The organism is Rhizobium sp. WCS2018Hpa-16, from assembly GCF_031843705.1.
GTDB classification, from domain to species: Bacteria; Pseudomonadota; Alphaproteobacteria; order Rhizobiales; family Rhizobiaceae; genus Agrobacterium; species Agrobacterium tumefaciens_C.
This window is the reverse complement of record NZ_JAVTIX010000002.1, coordinates 439,312-457,849: the sequence shown is the minus strand read 5'-3', so window position 1 is coordinate 457,849 and position 18,538 is coordinate 439,312. Positions and strand designations below refer to the sequence as shown.

The 18,538-nt window shown below is 57.8% G+C and carries 9 protein-coding genes; 1 reads left to right on the top strand and 8 read right to left on the bottom strand.

What is annotated here, in order from left to right; genetic code table 11:
• Positions 1–158 precede the first annotated feature (158 nt).
• Positions 159–1,037, bottom strand: coding sequence for a flagellin (locus tag RQI55_RS08290; protein ID WP_042618081.1), 879 nt, complete (start codon positions 1,035–1,037; stop codon positions 159–161).
• A 373-nt stretch (positions 1,038–1,410) separates the two neighbouring features.
• Between RQI55_RS08290 and RQI55_RS08285 the strand changes: the two genes are divergently transcribed.
• Positions 1,411–3,333, top strand: a complete 1,923-nt coding sequence (locus tag RQI55_RS08285; RefSeq protein ID WP_311272462.1) for a glycosyl transferase — start codon at positions 1,411–1,413, stop codon at positions 3,331–3,333.
• A gap of 123 nt (positions 3,334–3,456) precedes the next feature.
• Here the strand turns inward: RQI55_RS08285 and visR are convergent, their stop codons facing one another.
• From visR to RQI55_RS08250, 7 genes are all read right to left on the bottom strand, one after another.
• Positions 3,457–4,200, bottom strand: a complete 744-nt coding sequence (visR, locus tag RQI55_RS08280; RefSeq protein WP_243256657.1) for a transcriptional regulator VisR — start codon at positions 4,198–4,200, stop codon at positions 3,457–3,459.
• Between the two features lie 11 nt (positions 4,201–4,211).
• Positions 4,212–4,943: a transcriptional regulator VisN gene (visN, locus tag RQI55_RS08275; protein WP_042618015.1), complete on the bottom strand. Its 732-nt coding sequence runs from the start codon at positions 4,941–4,943 to the stop codon at positions 4,212–4,214.
• Positions 4,944–5,300: 357 nt separating this feature from the next.
• On the bottom strand, positions 5,301–6,986 hold the full coding sequence (gene fliF / locus RQI55_RS08270; RefSeq protein WP_243256658.1) for a flagellar basal-body MS-ring/collar protein FliF: 1,686 nt from the start codon (positions 6,984–6,986) through the stop codon (positions 5,301–5,303).
• Positions 6,987–7,106: 120 nt separating this feature from the next.
• Positions 7,107–14,276, bottom strand: a complete 7,170-nt coding sequence (locus tag RQI55_RS08265; RefSeq protein WP_243256659.1) for an S-layer family protein — start codon at positions 14,274–14,276, stop codon at positions 7,107–7,109.
• 242 nt (positions 14,277–14,518) lie between these two features.
• The gene (glf, locus tag RQI55_RS08260) at positions 14,519–15,676 is read right to left on the bottom strand and encodes a UDP-galactopyranose mutase (RefSeq protein ID WP_311272561.1); all 1,158 of its coding nucleotides are present in this window, start codon (positions 15,674–15,676) and stop codon (positions 14,519–14,521) included.
• A gap of 118 nt (positions 15,677–15,794) precedes the next feature.
• Entirely contained in the window at positions 15,795–17,846 is a 2,052-nt protein-coding gene (locus tag RQI55_RS08255) for a glycosyl transferase (RefSeq protein ID WP_243256661.1), read from the bottom strand.
• Positions 17,847–18,103: 257 nt separating this feature from the next.
• On the bottom strand, positions 18,104–18,487 hold the full coding sequence (locus RQI55_RS08250) for a hypothetical protein (protein WP_042618011.1): 384 nt from the start codon (positions 18,485–18,487) through the stop codon (positions 18,104–18,106).
• Positions 18,488–18,538: the final 51 nt, after the last annotated feature.

Here is an 18,538-nt window from a genome sequence, read left to right as displayed (position 1 = left end):
TCGATAGACCGATCTAAACCCATTAAGGTTAAGGACTTCCAAATATTGTATAAATTTTTAGTTAATTTTGAAAATAATTTGGTAATACTTTGTTAACGAACAACGAAAAAGGCCGGACCTCGCGGTCCGACCTTCGTATTTCAGAGCTGAAACTCGTCTTAACGGAAGAGTGTGAGCAGGCTGTCGGAGCTGGAGTTGGCGATCGAGAGCGCCTGTACTGCCAGCTGCTGCTGTGTCTGCAGAGCAGAGAGGCGAGCCGATTCTTCTTCCATGTCGGCGTCGACCAGTTTGCTTACACCGGCTTCCATAGCGTCGCTAAGCTTGCTGGAATATGCGTCCTGAAGATCGATACGCTTGGACAGAGCACCGAGAGCCGCTGCGCCATCGGTCAATTCGCTGAGCGCTGTCTCAACAGTCGTCAGGAAGTCGTCGATCTGACCCTGTGTCATGACGCTCGTAAGAGCAATCGTCATAACGCCAGCCAGAACACCGCCGCTGCCGACGCCGCCGTCAATCGTGCTGAACATGGCATAAGAGCCAGAGTCGAACGACGCGTTCGTCACCTTTACGGTGCCGTCGGTGTTACGAATGAAGCCGTCCACAACTGTTGTCTTCGAAGACGTGGAAGACTGAACTGCCCAGTTTTCGCCGTTGAAGGATGCTGCCTGGCCGATAGCTGTCAGCTGTTCCTGAAGCTTCTTAACTTCGAGCTGGACCTGGTCCTTGTTGACAGAGCTTTCGCTGGCGGTTGTCAGCTTTGCCTTGATTTCGTTGACAACGTCAATCGCGCTGTCCATGGCGGCATAAGCCGTGTCGACCTTGGCTGCACCGATGCCGAGTGCATCCGTTGCTGCGCCGAGTGCCTTGTTGTCAGACTTCATCGTCGTCGCGATGGACCAGTAAGCCGCACCGTCAGAAGCGTCGCCAATCTTGAGGCCGGTCGAAACGCGGTCCTGGGTCTTGCCGAGGTTGTTGTTGATGCCACGCAGTGTCTGGAGTGCGTTGCTGGCGGAAGAGTTGAAGTTGATGCTAGACATAAGTTGCCCCTTAAAAACGCGGTACAAGAGAGGGACATGCCGGATTTCGTACCGGCGCGAACGGTTCGGCATCATGCCACTCGGTTCCAATTCCATGGACACCAAACCCGTCACGCAGGATTGAAAATGCGCGGCAAGCATTTCCAAGTCCTTAATTTCGGAGATAGACCTATAGCTGTTGATTCTGATGGTTAATTTTGGACAAACGGCCATGGTTAAGGCTGTTCCATTTGGAATGGTCGGCGCCTCGCAAAGTCCTGCTTCAAGCAAGCTTCAGCGCGTATCTTTCATTAGAAATTTTGAAACGGCTACATCTGTGTCCGTCTTGGGCTTACGCCTGCAGCGACGATGGCAAGAGGATCGAACAAAAAAAATGTTGAATGAAATCAGCTACTCCGCGGCATCCAAGCACTTCAAGACAGGGCAATATACGCAGGCACTGGCAACGCTGAACAGGCTGATCGATACCAAGCGCGACGCACGGACCTATGCTCTTCTGGCAAAGACCTGCCTGCAAATCGGCATGCCGGAACAAGCCGCAACGTCCTATGAGCTTGCGTTCGAGCAGGGCGGCATGGAAGCCGAAAGCTATCTCGTTGAGGCCATCAAACTCTACTTCGACGGCGGCCAGAAGGACAAGGCACTGGCCCTTTCCAACAGGCTTATCCACCGCTTCCACAGGCACCCGGACATCACCTATATCGTTGGCACGATACTGCTCGAGCGCGGTGAGCAGAAGATTGCCCGTGCGCTGAAAAGCATCCTGATGAAGAGCGACAAGATCGATCACATCAAGCTCGGCGCGCGCATAGCCATCACCACATGGGATCTGTTCGACCCGCGCGATATCGATACCGCCCGCCTGCTTCTTGCAAAGCTGCCGCGCCAGCAGGCCGTGCGTCTGATGTATCTCGTATTCTGCCGCGAACACAGCAAGTACGACGCAATCGAGCTTCATCAGCCCATCATCGATGCAGCCGTGGCAGCCGGAGAGACCGATTTCATTGCGCTTGATGGCACGTTCTTCAATCTCCACTGGAGTGCTGACGAACACATCAACCAGATAGCCCGCAGCAACACGCCGGTCTTCAGCCCCGAGATGACCGTCAAGCGGCACCAGATGCCTCACACATGGGGCGAGAAGATCCGCATCGGCTACCTCTCCTCCGACTTGTTCGACAAGCATGCGACCATGAAGCTCATCCGTCGCGTGCTGGAGCTGCACGATCGTGACCGCTTCGAGGTCACGCTGTTTTGCCACTCCGACCCGGATCTCCTGCAAACGAACGAGGCCGACCGCAGCCTGTGGGGCGACGTCGTGACCATCAGAGAGATGACCAATGAAGAGGCGCTGGCCACCATCAAGGCCCGCAACATCGATATTCTGGTCGACCTCAAGGGTCACACGGCGGGCAACCGCACAGCCATTCTCAATATGGGCGCGGCACCCGTTCATGTTGCGTGGATCGGCTTTCCGGGCTCCACCGTCAATGTCGACCTCGATTACGTCATCGGCGACCACTATGTTCTGCCCGATAGCTCCAAGCCGCATTACTACGAGAAATTCGTGCGGTTGCCGGATACCTATCAGCCAAACGACCCCGTCAACCGTCCGCTGGCAAAGCAGATGAGCCGTGCCGATGTGGGCCTGCCGGAAGACGCCTTCGTTTTCGCATCCTTCAATGCGAACCGCAAAATTACCCCGAAAACCATTCAGGCCTGGGGCAATATCCTGAAGCGCACGCCCAATAGCGTCATCTGGATTCTGCACAACAGCCAGGACAGCAAAAAGAACATTCTCGCCAAGTTCCTGGAGCTGAGCATTCCGGCAAAGCGTGTGTTCTTCATGAACAAGCTGGAGTTCGAGCTTCACCTTAACCGTATCACGGTTGCCGATCTCGGCCTCGACACCTTCCCCGTCAACGGCCACACGACAACGTCGGAGCAGCTCTGGTCAGGCCTGCCCGTGCTGACGATGAAGGGCACGAACTTCGCTTCCCGCGTCAGTGAAAGCCTGCTGCATGCCATCGGAGCGCCGGAACTGATTGCCGAGGATGAGGAGGCCTATGCAGACATGGCCGTTGCATTCGCGCAGAATCCTGAGGCGCTGAAGGACATCAGAGCCCGCATTGATGCGAACCGTTTTGTAAAACCGCTTTTCGATGCGGAACGCTATTGCCGCCATCTGGAAACGGCCTTTCAGATGATGGCCGGCAGGGCGAAATCAGGCGAGACGCCTGATCATTTCGACGTCCCTGCCCTGCCTCCCCGCACTGCCCCGTTCGACGAAAGATGATAAAAAATCGGCCTGATGTCTGGGAGACGTCAGGCCGATAAAACAGAGTGTAGGAAAGCGTTAACACAATCCGTCTGTTCAGGGTGATCCCGGCAGATGGATTTCCGTGTTGAATGGGACGTTCTAGTGGATGTAGCCCATCCGGATCGCCTTCGCGATCGCCTGGATTCGGTTGACGGAATCCAGCTTGATGGTGGCTGATCCGAGATAGGCGTTGACGGTGTGAACCGACAGACCAAGCTTGACGGCGATCTCTTCGCTGATGCGGCCATCACCTGCAAGTTGCAGGCACGCCACTTCCCGTTCGCTGAGCGATTCCGCCGGTGTCACACGCCGTTCATCGAGGGCCAGCAGATCCACCATGATCTCGGTGCATTTTATGTGCTGCTCAAGGACGACTTCGTTGTCCAGCAAAAGGTTTGTTCCGCAGAACACGACATAGCCGTTGCCAATCGTGCCGAGGCGAACCGGAAGCGCCAATCCGGCATAGGACAGTTCTTCGTTGAGAAGCCGAACCATGAGAGCAGGCACATCGGGAATATCGGCAAAGCCGCCGCCTCTGTCGCTTTTCCAGGTCACGGGCAGCAGGGATCGCTCCAGGTGATCCAGAAGACGATCTCCCATGGCATGAACGAGGCGTGCGCTTTGTTCGTTGGCGCTGATGCCCCAGTTTTCCATCTCGCAAAACAGCTTGCGCTTATTGGGAAAGCCCGATGCGATGGCCCGAACCACGACGAAGTTCTTCGCGCCTAAAACGCGCTGTATGGCCACCAGCCTGGGAAACAGATCAGAACGGCTGGCAGACGAGCCTGTGCGTGGCGGCGAGACCAGCTCTGTGGCGCCGTCGGAACCCTTGTAATACCCCATCTGATGCGCCCCTATACCAGATTGTTGCGGACCGCATAGGCAATGGCCTCGGAGCGGGTCTTGGTTGCGGTCTTGCGCATGACACTGGTGATGTAGTTGTTGATTGTATTGCGGGAAATTCCCAGGATCGTCGCCATTTCATCGCTGGTCTTGCCCTCGGCAATCCAGAAAAGGCACTCAAGCTCGCGCTCGGTCAGATCGATGTCGCGCTCGACACGCGATTCGGCCACGACACCGGAGCTGGCGAAATATCCTGCCAGCATGCCTGCCTCCCGCAGCCGATCATCCACGGGCACGCTATCCTCAGCAAACAGCAGCAGAAGAGAGAACCTGACGCGACCAACACAGAAGGTGATTGCGCAATATTGCGGGTTCACACCATGGGGAATGACGGCATCTTCGGGAAGGAAAAGCATCCTTGGCTTCAAGAGCGCCAGGCATTTTTCCATTTCGCTGACGCGGTTCTGATTGTTGGTCAGCTCAAGGCTCAGCCTGCGCACCAGATCGAACGGCCAGTCGGACGTGATGATGAAGTTCAGCCCGGCTTCCTGCAACAGGTCTTCGCGGGCCAGCAGATAGTGAGCCGCGCCAGCAAAGGACGCAAGCATCTCGACCGCCGCTGTAACGTTGCTGTCAGCAGCCGCAAGCGCGAGGTTCCTCACCAACTGATCGCGCGGCAATGACTTCACCGACCTGTCAAACGGCACAGCAGAGAGCCTGCGAACATCAAAATCCACCTTCAATAGCCTACGCCCTCTTACTCTCCATTCGGAGATATTTTAACCGGGATGGAAATCATTTCCATTCAGGAACACAACCACAAACTGCGAATTGCGCACCTGGCGACCGAATCACTTTATTTTAGAAGACGCTACGGGAAAAACCATTGCCTGCCGGCGGCATCCCCCGTTTTTATCTCCTGAATCTCTTGCCGAAATCATATTCATGTTCTGCGCCTCGCACAGAGTTGATTTCACTATTCCAAGGTAAAGTATGGAGCTGGTTAACCATTTATAAACGACGTCCCAAAGGAGAACATGTGTGCCGATTTGATGCAAGTGATAAAACGGCAGAAGGCCGGTGTGATACCGGCCTTCCTGTTATGCTGCTTTTTCGATTGCCCACTTGCGCAAGATCTTGGCGGCGCGTTCCTCGCTGATTTCCACCATGCGCGAGAGGCGGCGCTCCGGTCCTTCGCGAACCCGGCGATTGAAGTCGCCATCGCCATTGTCGCCGGAGAGAAGGTCGTCGGCACTGTCGAAGCCGAAGTCCGAACCGAAGCCGTCCATGAGGCCACCGCCGCTGGATTCGCCTATGCCTGGAGAGAAGTCTGGCAGTTCCAGGCCACCTGCTTCCTGGGCAAGCTCTGCGGTGGATGTGCTTCCACCGGAGATCGAGCGAACCATCGGACGAACACCCAGCCAGACTACGAGGAAGGCGACGATGACGAAGGCAACCGAGTTGATGATGCCAGCCGAGTTGCGGCTGAGAACTTCCATGACGCCCGGTCCGGCAATTGCCTGGTCCAGAAGCTGTGTTTCGAGGAAGTCCATTGCGGTGATGGTGACGATGTCGCCACGATCGGTCGAGATACCGGCTGCAGAGGCAACGATCTTCTGCATTTCGGCCAGATAGGCATCGACCTTGGCCTGATCAGAGGATTCGCCAATCATCTTGGCAAGGCGGCCCTTGTTGACCACGACGGCGATGGAAACCTTGTTGACGGTGTAGCCATTGCGAACCGTGGCTGTCGTCTTGGAGTTGATCTCGTAGTTGGTCTGCTCCTCTTTCTTGGCCGATTCGTCGGAAGACTTGGGACCGCCGCCGCCGCCCTGTGGCGCAGCTTGCGGCACGTTCTGCTCAACCGTCGCAGCCGAATCAGGCGTTGTTTCCTGAGACTTCTGGTCTTCCTTGGTCGTGCGTACAGAGCGTTCGACACGTGATTCGGGATCGAAGACCGTTTCCTGGATCTGCTGGCTATCGGTGTTCAGCTCGGCGGTCACCGTAGAGCGGAAGTTGTCCATGCCGAGGAATGGCGCAAGCGCCTTGTCGATTTTCGTTTCAAGTTCCTGCTGCACGTTCTGTGCCAGTGTAAGCGAGCGGTTCAGTGCGCCGTTGCCGACATCATCGCCTGAAGCGAGAAGCTGGCCGGTGGAGTCGAGCAGCGTCACATCATCGACTTCAAGGCCGGGAACAGCCGAGGCAACGAGGTGGCGAATGGAGGATGCGGCCTTGCGGCCTGCGGTGGCGCTGGCGCGGATCATGACAGAGGCGGTCGGCTTCTGCTCTCCGCGGCGGAAATTGCCGACATCCGGCATGACGATGTGGACGCGTGCAGCGGCAACGCCGTCAATCTGCTGAATGGAGCGGCCGATTTCGCCTTCAAGCGCGCGAACCCGGGTCACTTCCTGCATGAAGGATGTGAGGCCGAGTGAGCCGACGCTATCGAAAAGCTCGTAGCCTGCATTGGCGCTATCAGGCAGACCGCGTTCGGCCAGCAGCAGGCGAGCCTTGCTGGTCATGCCCACGGGAACCTGAAGGCTCGTGCCATCGCTACCAACCTGGAAATCAACGTTCGATTCGGCAAGAGCGATGCTGATCTTGTTCAGATCCATCGTTTCCAGGCCGACATAGAGCGTCTCATAGGCAGGCTTGTTTACGTAGAGCGCAGCCGCAAGGACGATTGCCATGGACAAAACGCCCACACCACCCAGCATCAAAAGCCGCGTCTGCCCGAGGGCCGCGAAATTTTTTAAAACCTGTGGAAATTGATTTAACAGATTCATTCTGTCCGCACCGTCATTCGAAGAACCGAGACCTTCTGGCCTCGATAGCAAACTAGACGGCGAAGCTTGCGCGAGCATTTCCCGGATGGCTGTTAAAGATTGCGCGCAAGCGTTTCTTCATCAGTCAATATAGGAGCCGATGATCGCGGAAACCTGGGTCGGCGTCAGCGCACCCATATGCGTGTTCAACAGGGTATCGATCTGCTGGCTGGACAGGCTGACCAACGTACCGGTGGAAAGACCTGACACCCCTGCCGAGCTGAAGGCGGCGATATCTTCGGTTGAGAATTTCGCAATATTGTCCTTCGACAGACTTCCGACCTGGGACGCCGTCAATGCGCCCACCTGTGCCGGTGTCAGGGCCTCGCTTTGCGCCGTGGTCAGCGCTGCAATGACGCTCGTCGTCAGGCCAGCCACCCCGCTTGTGCCAAGAGCCGCGATGTCTTCGGTCGTGAACAGGGCGATATCGTCGGTTCCCAGCGCTGCGGTCTGGATGGCGTTCAGCGCGCCCAGCTGCATCGTGGAAAGAGCATCCACCTGCGCCGTGGTCAATGTCGCGATCTGGTTGTAACCCAGCCCGCCAACCTGCGCAGGTGTCAGCACCCTGATGTCGTCTGTTGTCAGGCCCGCAATGATCGCGGTCTTCAGACCCCGGATGGCAGATGGCCCAATGGCTGCAATATCTGCCGTCGAGAAGGTCGCCATGCCGGCGGTTGTCAGTCCGGAAATACCATCGGCGCTCAGCGCCGCGATCTGCGCGGTCGACAGTCCTTCGAGCTGATAGGAACTGAGGGTTGCAACCTGCTGGGCCGTCAGGCCAGCAATGCCACGCGTTCCCATGGCCGAGATTTCTGCGGCGGAAAGCCCGGATATGAAGCCTGTTGCCAGCCCAGCGATTGCCGAGGAACTGATGGCAGATATCTGCGCAGCACTCATCGTTTCAAGTTCTTCCGCCGTCAGTCCGGCAATCGCCGTGGAGGTCAAGGCACCGACCTGCGCGGTGGTTAGAATATGAACCTGTTCCAGCGTCATCGCCGCCACCTGCGCGCTGGATAGACCAGCAACACCGGCGGTGCTGAGAGCCGCGATCTGGCCCGTGGAGAGGGCGATGATGTCAGCTGTTTCGAGAGCTGCAACCTGCTGCGACGTGAAAGCAGCCACCTGCCCCGTAGACAGGACGCTGATCTGATCCACGTTCAACGCCGCAATCTGCGAGACGGAGAGGCCGGGAATAGCAGCTGCGCTGAGCGCTTTGATCGTCTCGGTTGGCAGCGCTACCAGTATTGCCGTCGAAATGCCCGCGATCGCACCCGCGCTGATGGCGGCAAGGTCGGTCGGAGAGAAGGTGTTCAGATCATCCAGACCCAATGCGGCAAGTTGGCGGGAAGTGAGTGCCGCTACCTGACTGCTGGTGAATGCTTCCACCTGATCTGGGCTCAGTGCCGAAATCTGGCCGCTGGTCAGCCCTGAGACGCCAGCGGGGCTCAAAATGGCGATGCGGGCGGGTGACATGGCGGCAAGTGCTTCGGTGGACATTCCTTGAATGACATGGGCGGGCAGTGCCGCAAGATCATCTGTGGAAAGCACATCGATATCGTCACTACCGAAGGCCGAGAGTTGCGTGGAAGACAGCGCCGCCACCTGGGCAGGTTTCAGGGCTTCCACCTTGTCGGTTGGCAATACAACGATCTGGTCGGTGGAAAGCCCGGCAATTGCCGCCGTGCTCAGGGCCATGACCTGTGCGACAGACAGGGTCTGCACGCCTGCTGTTCCAAGCGCCGCGATCTGTCTGGAGCCGAGAGCGGCAACCTGTCCTGTGCTCAGGGCTTCCAGCTGCGCCATCGTCAGCGAAGCAATCTGCGCGGTGGAAAGACCGGAGATGCTGGCGGTTCCAAGAACCGCAATCCGCTCCTTGGGAAGACCTGCCAGCGTTTGGGTCGAGATCCCCTGAATGGCGCTCGATGTCAAAGATGCAAGGTCTGCGGTGGAAAGGGCGGCAAAGTCATCGGAACCCAGCGCGCCAATCTGTGCGGAGGTCAGTGCAGCCACCTGCGTCGAAGTCAGCGCCTCGATCTGTACGGTCGACATGGCAGCGATCTGGGCGCTTGAAAGCCCGGTAACACCGGCGGTGCTCAAGGCGGCAATCTGGCTCGTCGTCAGCAATCCGACCGAGGCTGAACTCAGCGCGGCAATCTGCCTTGAGCCGAGCGATGCGACCTGCGCCGTGGTCAGCCCGGGCAGCTGGTCAGACGTCAGCGATGCGATCTGCGCGGTTGAGAGGCCGGATACGCTGGCGGTGCCGAGAACGGAAAGGCGGTCGGCGGAAAGTCCAGCCAGTGTCTCGGAGGAAAGACCAAGAATAGCACTCGAGCTCAACACCGCGAGTTCCGCAGTGGTGAATACGCCCAGATCGGCCGCATCCAGACCCGCCACCTGCGTCGCGGTCAATACTGCCACCTGATCGGATTTGAGAGCTTCGATCTGGGCGGCGGACAGCGCGGAGACCTGCGCGGCAGACAGGCCGGGTATTCCGATGGTGCTGAGAGCTGAAATTTGCGAGGTGGTGAGCGCCGAAGCGCCCACCGTACCCAATGCAGCGACCTGCTTGGAGCCCAGGGCTGCAATCTGTGATGTCGTCAATGCGGCAATCTGATTCGAGTTCAGAGCGGCAATCTGGGCTGTCGAAAGACCTGGAATAGCGGTCGATGCCAGAGCCGCAATAATGCTTGGTTCAAGTGCCGCCAGCGTGGTGATGGATAGTCCCGAAACTGCGCTGCTGGACAAGGCCTGAATTTCCCTTGAGGAAAACACGGCAAAATCCTCACTACCCAGCGCAGCCACCTGCGCAGAGCTAAGCGCAGCCACCTGCGCCGACGTCAAGGCCTCGGTCTGCACCGTGGTCAAGGCAGCAAGCTGGGCGCTAGACAATCCTGCCACGCCATTCGTGCTCAGTGCCGCTATCTGATACGTGCTGAGGAAACCGGTACTGGCGCCAAGGGCCGCAACCTGGCCAGACGTCAATGCGGCAACCTGTCCGGTCAGGAGTGCCGTGAGCTGGGTCGATGTCAGGCTTGCCACCTGCGCAGTCGACAGACCTGCAATCGCGGCACTGCTGAATGATGTTACCGTCTCATTCGGAAGAACGGAAAGGTCTGCTGTCGACAGCCCGACAATGGCTGCGGGGCTGATTGCGCCAAGACCGTTTGCCGTCATGGATTGAAGGTCAGAGGTGCTGAAAGCACCCAGCTGTTTGGCTGTGAGGGCTGCGACCTGCTTGGTCGAAAGGGCGGCTATATGGCCGGTGCTCAGTGCATCGACCTGCGCGGTCGTCAGGCTTGCAACAGCTGTCGTGCTCAAGGATGCGATCTGGTCAGTCGTGAGACTGGCGATTGTGCTCGTTGGCAAGCTGTCGATAACGGCGGCATTGATCGCACCGATCTCGGCATTCGTGAATGTGGCGATACCCGCCGTTCCAAGCGCGCGAAGCTGAACAGAGTTCAATGCACCGACCTGCACCGCGGTCAGAGCCTCGACCTGATCGGAATCCAGGACCGTGATCTGCGCGGTTGTCAGCCCGGTAATCCCTCCTGCGCTGAACGCGGCCATCTGTGCGGTCGTCAGCGCGGCGATGTCCTGTGTCCGCAGCACGGCCACCTGCTCGCCGGTCAACGCGGCAACCTGTCCGGTCTTCAACGCAGGAATCTGCGTGGACGTCAGTGCTGCCACCTGCCTGGTGGTCAGGCCTGAAACGCCGGCTGCACTCAGTTCTGCAATGGTTTCGGGCCTGAGCGATGACAGAACGGCCGTGGATATGCCTGAGATAGCAGTCGAACGGATGACGGAAAGCTCATTTGCAGAGAATTTTTCGATGTCGTCGGCACCGAAACCTTCCATCTGCTCATTGGTCATCGCCGCAATCTGATTGCTGTTCAGCGCTTCGACCTGATTGGGGGAAAGGGCCCCGATATGCTTGCTCGAAAGCCCTCCGACGCCGGCTGTGCTCAACGCTGAAATCTGGTCGTTGGTCATCGCAGCAATCTGCGCCGTGCTCATCGCAGAAACCTGCGTCGAGCTTAAACCGGAGATCTGCTTGGTGGAAAGCACGGATATCTGCGAAGGCGTCAGTGCTTTAAGCTGCGGGTCGGTCAGACTGGTCACCGAAGTGGGGCGCATCGCTGCGAGCTGGTCGGACGTCAGCGCCGCCATCATCGTAGGGCTGAGCACTGCGACCTGGGTCGATGTCAACGCGCCAATCTGTTCATTCGTCATCGCTTGCAGTTGCGCTGTAGCCAGAGCGCCGATCTGATCCGATGTCAGGTTGGCAATGGCCGCCGTTGACAAGGCTTTCGTCATGTCTGGCGTCAACGCCGCGATGTTGGCGGTACTCAAGCCTGTGACGCCTTTTGCACTCAGTGCCGCCAGTTCCTCCGTCGAGAACGTGGCGAGGTCCTCGGTCGACAGCACAGCGACCTGCGTCGACTTCAGGCCAGCGATCTGGAGCGCCTTCAAGGCATCGACCTGTAGGGTCGAAAGTGCCTCGATCTGGGCGGACGTCAACGCGCCGACAGCGCCGACGCTCAGCGCCGCGATCTTGTCGGTGGTAAGCCCGTTGATCACTTCGTTTGACAATCCTGCAATGCCACCGGCGGTCAGCGCTTGAATTCCGGCGACAGATATCGCCGCAATGTCTTCCGGCTTCAGTCCCCCAAGCTGTGAGGAGGTCAAGGCAGAAATTTGCGATGGGGTCAGGGAGGCGATTTGCCCTGTTGTGAGATCGGTGATCTGACCGGCTGAAAAGCCAGCAAGCGCCTTGGTGGCAATTGCCGGTATCTGAACCGTTGAAAGTGCCGCAACGGCTCTTGGAGACAAAGCCGCAATTTGGGTGGATGTGAGGAGCTTGACCTGCGCCGTCGTTAATGCGCCGACCTGCTCAGACGTCATGGCCGAGACCTGGTCGCTGGTCAGCGTCGCCATTGCACTCGGGCGTAGGGCCGCGATCATCAAAGGCGTGAGAGCTGCAATGGCGGTGGTCGAAAGGCCTGGAATTGCGGCGGTGCTCAAGCCAGCCACCGCTTCTACCTTCAGTGCGGCAACATCTGCAGATCCGAGCGTGCCCAACTGGGCCGAATTCAACATCACGGCCTGAGCGGCGGTGAGGCTGGCAAGTTGCGAGGTGGTCAGCGCATCGAACTGACCTGTTGTCAGCCCGGGAATGGCCGCTGGGCTGAGCGCAGCAATCTTGTCTGACGTCAGAGACGCCAATGTTCCCGACGTAATGCCCTGAATGGCTTTCGCGCTTATGGCGGCCATATCTTCCGCCGAAAATGTGGCAAGGTCCTCCGAATTCAACACCGACAACTGCGTGGCTGTCAGCGCTTTCACCTGTGCTGGGGTCAAGGCTGTCAATTGCAGTGTCGTCAGGGAGCCAATCTGTGCCGTTGACATCCCGGCAATAGCTGCAGTTGCCAGTGATGCGATCTGGGCAGGCAACAGCGAAGAGACATCATCCGTTGACAGCGATTTGATGTGAGCAGCTTTGATCGAGCTCAGTTGCTTGGTCGTCAGAGCCTTCAACTGATCGCCTGTCAGCGCATTGAACTGTTCGGAGGAAAACACTGCAACTGTTGCGGTGGTGAGTGCCTTGATCTGATCCGATGTCAGTGCGGCAACAGCTTCCGTGCTCAGGCCCGAGATAGCCCTGGTGGAAATGGCGGCAATGTCAGCGGCCGAAAACGTCTTTATACCATCGGCACTCAGAGCGCCGATCTGCAATGAGCTAAAGGCTTTGACCTGCAACGCGGTCAGCGCGCCAACCCGGTCTGTCGAGAGCGCCGCCAGCTGTTCGGTGGTCAGCCTGGCGACCGCACCTGTCGCCAATGCGGCGATCTGGGTGGATGTCAAGCTTGCAACGACAGCAGCGCTGAAGCCGGAGACTGCTTTGCCCGAGAGTGAGCCGAGTGCTGATGTCGAGAGCGCCACAACATCGTCCGACAGAATTGCGGCCGCCTGAACAGATGTCATTACTGAAAGTTGGCTGGCGGTCAGCGCCGCGAGCCGGGTCGTATCCAGCGCCCCGATCTGAGCCGGGGTCAGTCTGGAAAAGGCACTGGTGCTAAACGCTGCGACCTGTGCGGTGGAAAGCGATTGGATGATGGCGGAGCCCAAACCGCCAACAGCCGCTGCCGTGATCGCAGCAATATCGGCCGTCGAGAACCTGGCGATATCTTCCGCCTCCAGCTTCGCAATCTGGTCAGAACTCAACACCTTGATCTGCGCAGACGTCAGGGCTTCCGCCTGCGCGGAGGTCAGGGCCTCGATCTGGTCGCCGGTCAGTGCAGAAATCGTCCTCGTACTCAAGGCTGCAATCTGCGCGGGAGTAAGAGCCGCAAAGCCGGTAGACGAGAGGGCAGTGATCTGCGTCGATCTGAAAGCGCCGACCTGCTTCGTGGTCAGCGCTGCTATCTGGTCATCCGAAAGGGCGGCAACCTGCGCTGTCGACATGCTGGCGATGGCTGTCGTGCTTAATCCTGCAATACCAGCTGCAGAAAGATTGGCGATATAGCCTGCTCCCAGAGCGCCGATCTGAACGGCCTTCAGGGCCGCCACCTGGGCTGAGGTAAATGCGCCAATCTGCCCGGAGCTTAGGCTGCCGAGCTGGTCTGATGTCAAATTCGAAATTGCCGCCGTGTTGAGCGCAGCTAGCTGTTCGTCGGTCAATGCGGTGAGCGTTCCGGTGCTCAACCCTGGAATAGCTGCAGCACTGAAAGCCGCGATCTGCGCATTGGATAGGAAGCGCACAGACGTCGTGTCCAGTCCCGCAATGCCCTTGCTGGACATGGCAGCAATGTCAGCGATCGAAAATGTGGCCAAATCCTCATAGTCGAGCGCTGCAATCTGGAGGGAACTCATGGCCGCGATCTGCGACGGTGTCAGGGCCTCGGCCTGATTGGTCGTCAGCCGTGCAACCTGCGCGGTCGTCAGGGCAGCAACCTGGGCGGCGCCAAAGCTGGCAACGGAAATCTTGTCCAGAACTGCAATATGGTCCAGCGACAGCCCAACCACGGCGTTCGCGGAAATCGCGCTCAGCTGTTTGGGCGACATTGCCCCCAGATCTTGCGTTTCCATGGCCGCAATCTGGTCTGAACTTAGAACGTTGATCTGCCTGGAGGACAGCGCCTTGACCTGCTCGGTGGAGAGCGCCCCCATATCCTCGGATGACCAGGCCGCAATCTGGACTGTCGAAACTTTCGCAATCTGGCTTGGGGAAAGTGAGGGTATGATCGACGTCATGTGCAAGCCTTGATCGCGAGTTCAAATATCGAGGACGAAGTGCGCAGCGGGAAACCCCGCACGTGCCGCCATCCTGAAAGGACGCGAAACGGCATTCGACATCGACAACCCTAGCTTTCGTTGCTTGCGCGAGGCTTTCAGTCTTTTGAAAAGAAAATGACGCATTTTCATCGCCAGAGACGTAAAACGCCCCCACTCCCGCGTGAGGGAGAGAGGGCGTTTGATGAGGCGAACCGGCTGGATCAGAGCGGCGGATTGAGGAAAGATGGCATCTCGTCTTGCGTCTGGGACAGCGAGAGGAAAAGGCGGGCGGTGTCGAGCGCCTCGCGGATCGTGACATCCATATCCAGATACCGGTAGGTGCCGAGCCTTCCCACGAAGGTCACGTCCTTCTCTTCCTTTGCCAGCGATACATATTGCGCAAGCTGCTCTTTTTCCTCGACAAGCCGGATGGGATAATAAGGAACATCATCCGGGCCGCATTCGCGGGAAAACTCGCGGTAGCAGACGGAGCTGTCGTGCTTTTCCCAAGGGGAAAAATGCTTGTGCTCGGTAATGCGGGTAAATGGGACGGAAACCTCGCCGTAGTTCATCACCGCGCAGCCCTGATAGTCTCCCGCATAGGTAAAGCGTTCGAAGTCGAGCGTGCGATAACCAAGCCTGCCATTGGCGTAGTCGAAATAGCCATCCAGCGAGCCGGAATAGAAGGTGTGATCATAACGGCTTGTATCAGCGCGACCGAAATCGCTGCTCAGATGCATGCGAATGCCGGGCTGATCGAGAATGCGCTCCACCATCGGCGTGTAGCCCGTTTCCGGCATGCCCTGATACTTGTGGAAGAAATAATCGTCATCATAGTTGAACCGCACCGGCAGCCTTTTCAGGATGGAGGCAGGCAAGGCGGTGGGCGAGCAACCCCACTGCTTCTGGGTGTAGCCCTGAAAGAAAGCCTCGTAGAGGTCACGGCCAACGAAGCGCAGCGCCTGCTCTTCAAAGGTCTGCGGGTCCTCGATGGTCTTGTCGGCCTGATCTTCGATAAATGCCTTGGCCTCATCAGGGCGGAAGGTCTTGCCAAAGAACTGGTTGATCGTGTGCAGATTGACCGGCAGGGAAAACACCTGCCCCTTGCTCGTCGTTTTCACCCGGTTCTTGTAGGGCATGAAGGTCTGGAACGTGTTGACGTATTCCCACACCTCTGCATCGTCGGTGTGAAAGATATGCGGGCCGTAAACATGCACCATCACACCGGTTTCGGCGTCGCGTTCCGTGTGGCAGTTTCCAGCAATGTGGTCGCGCCTGTCGAAAATGTCGACCTCATGGCCTGCCTTCGCAAGCTCGCGGCCGATAACCGCGCCGGAAAGACCGGCGCCAACAATTGCAATCTTCTTGGACTGTGCCACTGGGTCTGCCTTTTGTGATGTGACGGAGCGCCGCGCCTGTTGCTTACGCGCCATGGTGCCACGCATGATACCAATACGAACGGGAACCGGTCGGGAATCGCTCCCGACCGTTCAGGTCTCAAGCCGTAGCCGAGGCTTCAGCCGTCCACAACCGCTTGTCGGTCGGTATGGCGGAATAGTGGTGCCATTCGCGCAGTCTTTCCAGGTAGCGCGCGCGGTATGCCTGTTCATCGACATATTCCAAGTTTTCCGTCACCAGATCAGTGCCGATTTCGTAATAGACACCCATATTGGTAAAATCGGGAACCGGCGTTTCTCCGCGCTCGGCTTCCGCCTGCATCTGCCAGAACAATTCCTCCAGGCGCCGCGCAAGAGCTGGAATATCGCGCAGTGCACTCGTCTCGCGGTTGGCCTGAAGCTTGTCCCGGACAAATTTCAGCAATGCAGGCGTGTTGGCATAGGCGATTGCCTTGGCCACATAATCGTTAGGGCCATTGCAGATCAGTTCAGGCACACCGGTCGCAGCAACAACGCTTGCGCAGAAGCGCGCGGCAAAGCTCTTTCCAGGGAACGTCAGGACCGGAAGACCAACCGTCAGCGAGTCCGCTGCCGTTGAATGCGCGCCATAGGGGAACGTGTCGAGGAAGAGGTCAGCCACGGCAATGCGGGCGAGATGCTCGGCATTTCCAGCCTTGGGCGCAAAGATGATGCGCTCGGATTCGATACCCGCTTCCACGAACTTTTCGCGCAGCCGTTGGTCAGCCTTGTCGTTGCCGCTCAACAGCCAAAGGATGCTGCCGGGTGTTGCAGCCAGAATGACCTTCCAGCGCTCGAACGTGTCGGGTGTGATCTTCTGCATACCGTTGAAGCAGGCGAACACGAAGGCATCTTCCGGCAGACCGGCTGCTTGCCGGGTTGGCTTTTCGGCAATTGTCCGCTTGCGGTCGATCGGCTGGTTGCAAGTGACGCGCAGGACCTTTTCCGAATAGTAGATCTCGCTGGACGGCGGCACGATCTCGTTGTCGGCAATCATATATTGATGGAAAGGGCTGCCGATTGAGCCGGGATAGCCACAGAAGTTGACGATGACAGGCGCCGGACGATAGGCGAAGATCTTCATCCGGGCGTGTTTCGTGTAGCCGTTCACGTCGATCAGAATATCGATTTCATCGCTGGCAATCTGGCGTGCCGCCTGCTCGTCGGACAGCGCACCGATATCATGCCAGGCATCGACAGCTGCCTTCATGCGCATCTGGGTCGGGTCATTCGAAACCGGATCACCGCAGTAATAGGCGTGGATTTCCACATTGCTCTTGTCGTGCAGTTCAAGCACTTCACGAAGCGCGAAGCCGACCGCGTGGTCACGAAGATCTGAGGACACGTAACCGACGCGCAGGCGCTGGCCTGTGCCGGACTTTTGCTTGACGCTTGGGCGCGGAAAATTCTTCACGTCCAGACGTCCTACGAGCGACTTGTTGTAGGTATAGGCGCGCGCCAGCTGGAACATCGGATCGTCGGAGAAGCAGCCCAGCGTCAGGGGCGACAGGGCATCGATCATCTGGCGACGGGTCACGTGGCTGGATGGGGTGATAATGGGCCATTTGCACTGCCGCTGGCGGATCGCGCTCAGGTGCTGGCCGGTCTCTGTCTTTTCAGGCCGCAGTTCCATGGCCTGCCACAACACGGTCTCGGCCTCTTCCAGCAAACCGGCATTTTCCATGACCCGTCCGATGTTTTGCAGCGCCATCAGCCGGTAGGTTACGCGGTCAGGGGTAATTTCAGCTGTTGCGTCAACAAAGCTCTGCCATTGGCGGATCGCCAGGGGAACCGTGCCGGAGTCTTCGAAGGCGCGACCCAGGTTGATGTGCGCAGGGCCAAAAAGCGGATCGATCCGCAATGCAGCGTCCATCGCATTGATCGCTCCAGCTGTATCGTTCATGCTGCGCAGCAGAACGGAATAGTTGAAATAGACCATCTGCAGATTGGGCTGCGTCGCGTTAAAGGCTAGCCATGTCTTGTACAGCTCGACCGCTTCGGCTTTGTAGCCTTCGGCGATGAATTTTTCAGCAAAGGCGATCACATCCGGCAAGGCAAGACGTTGAGTTCTCGCCAACTCGAGCAATTGTGTCAAAAGCGAGTTGGAAGCTAAGGCGTCTACGGCACTGTTCATATATCAAAACCCCGGCGTTGGCATGGCGCAGGACGACATGCCACTCTTTGTTATAATCGGGGGTCAGGTTAATACTTATAAGCTTGCGCGACGCTTTACATGGAAAAGCGGTGCAGATGTGCGGATCGTGGAAGGTAATATTAGATAAATATAGAAATGATCCGCCAATTGTCAGGCGGACACACAGGTTTTGACCGGCACGCTGTGCCGGTAGGGTACTGCATCAGACCCTTTCCCGGTTGAATGAACGGGTGGTTCTAGAACAGGTCGCAGTCGCCGGATGCCTTGTCGAGCGGCTGGGAATGCCCATGACGCATGCCCGCACCCAGCGCCTTCTGCATTTCGGCAAGCTTCACCAGGCTGAGCGCGGTAGAAACATCAACCGCCCATTCGAGCGGAATGGAACCTGTGATTGTATCGATAAATTCGGCAAGGCCACGTGTCTTTTGAACCGCAAGGTCAATACCCTGCATAAGCCGCATGCCTTCAATCGTCATCGCGCCATCTGTCGCTTCGAGCAATTCTGGCTCGATGCGCTCGATCAGATAGGCAACATCGTGAAGCTCGGAAACCACCCGCATCAGGACTTCGGGAAGTGCCTCTTCGAACATGGGAAGCTGGGCATAGTCGGCGATCTGCATTAATAGCTCCGTGATCAGGGCGTCGGACCGCAAATATGTTGCCGGTCCAAT

What these genes read in the sequence shown, in the direction of transcription:
- RQI55_RS08265 (WP_243256659.1), bottom strand. Translation starts at nt 14,276, where the DNA reads ATGACGTCGATCATACCCTCACTTTCCCCAAGCCAGATTGCGAAAGTT.
- visR (WP_243256657.1), bottom strand. Translation starts at nt 4,200, where the DNA reads ATGGGGTATTACAAGGGTTCCGACGGCGCCACAGAGCTGGTCTCGCCG.
- RQI55_RS08285 (WP_311272462.1), top strand. Translation starts at nt 1,411, where the DNA reads ATGTTGAATGAAATCAGCTACTCCGCGGCATCCAAGCACTTCAAGACA.
- RQI55_RS08250 (WP_042618011.1), bottom strand. Translation starts at nt 18,487, where the DNA reads ATGCAGATCGCCGACTATGCCCAGCTTCCCATGTTCGAAGAGGCACTT.
- RQI55_RS08290 (WP_042618081.1), bottom strand. Translation starts at nt 1,037, where the DNA reads ATGTCTAGCATCAACTTCAACTCTTCCGCCAGCAACGCACTCCAGACA.
- RQI55_RS08255 (WP_243256661.1), bottom strand. Translation starts at nt 17,846, where the DNA reads ATGAACAGTGCCGTAGACGCCTTAGCTTCCAACTCGCTTTTGACACAA.
- fliF (WP_243256658.1), bottom strand. Translation starts at nt 6,986, where the DNA reads ATGAATCTGTTAAATCAATTTCCACAGGTTTTAAAAAATTTCGCGGCC.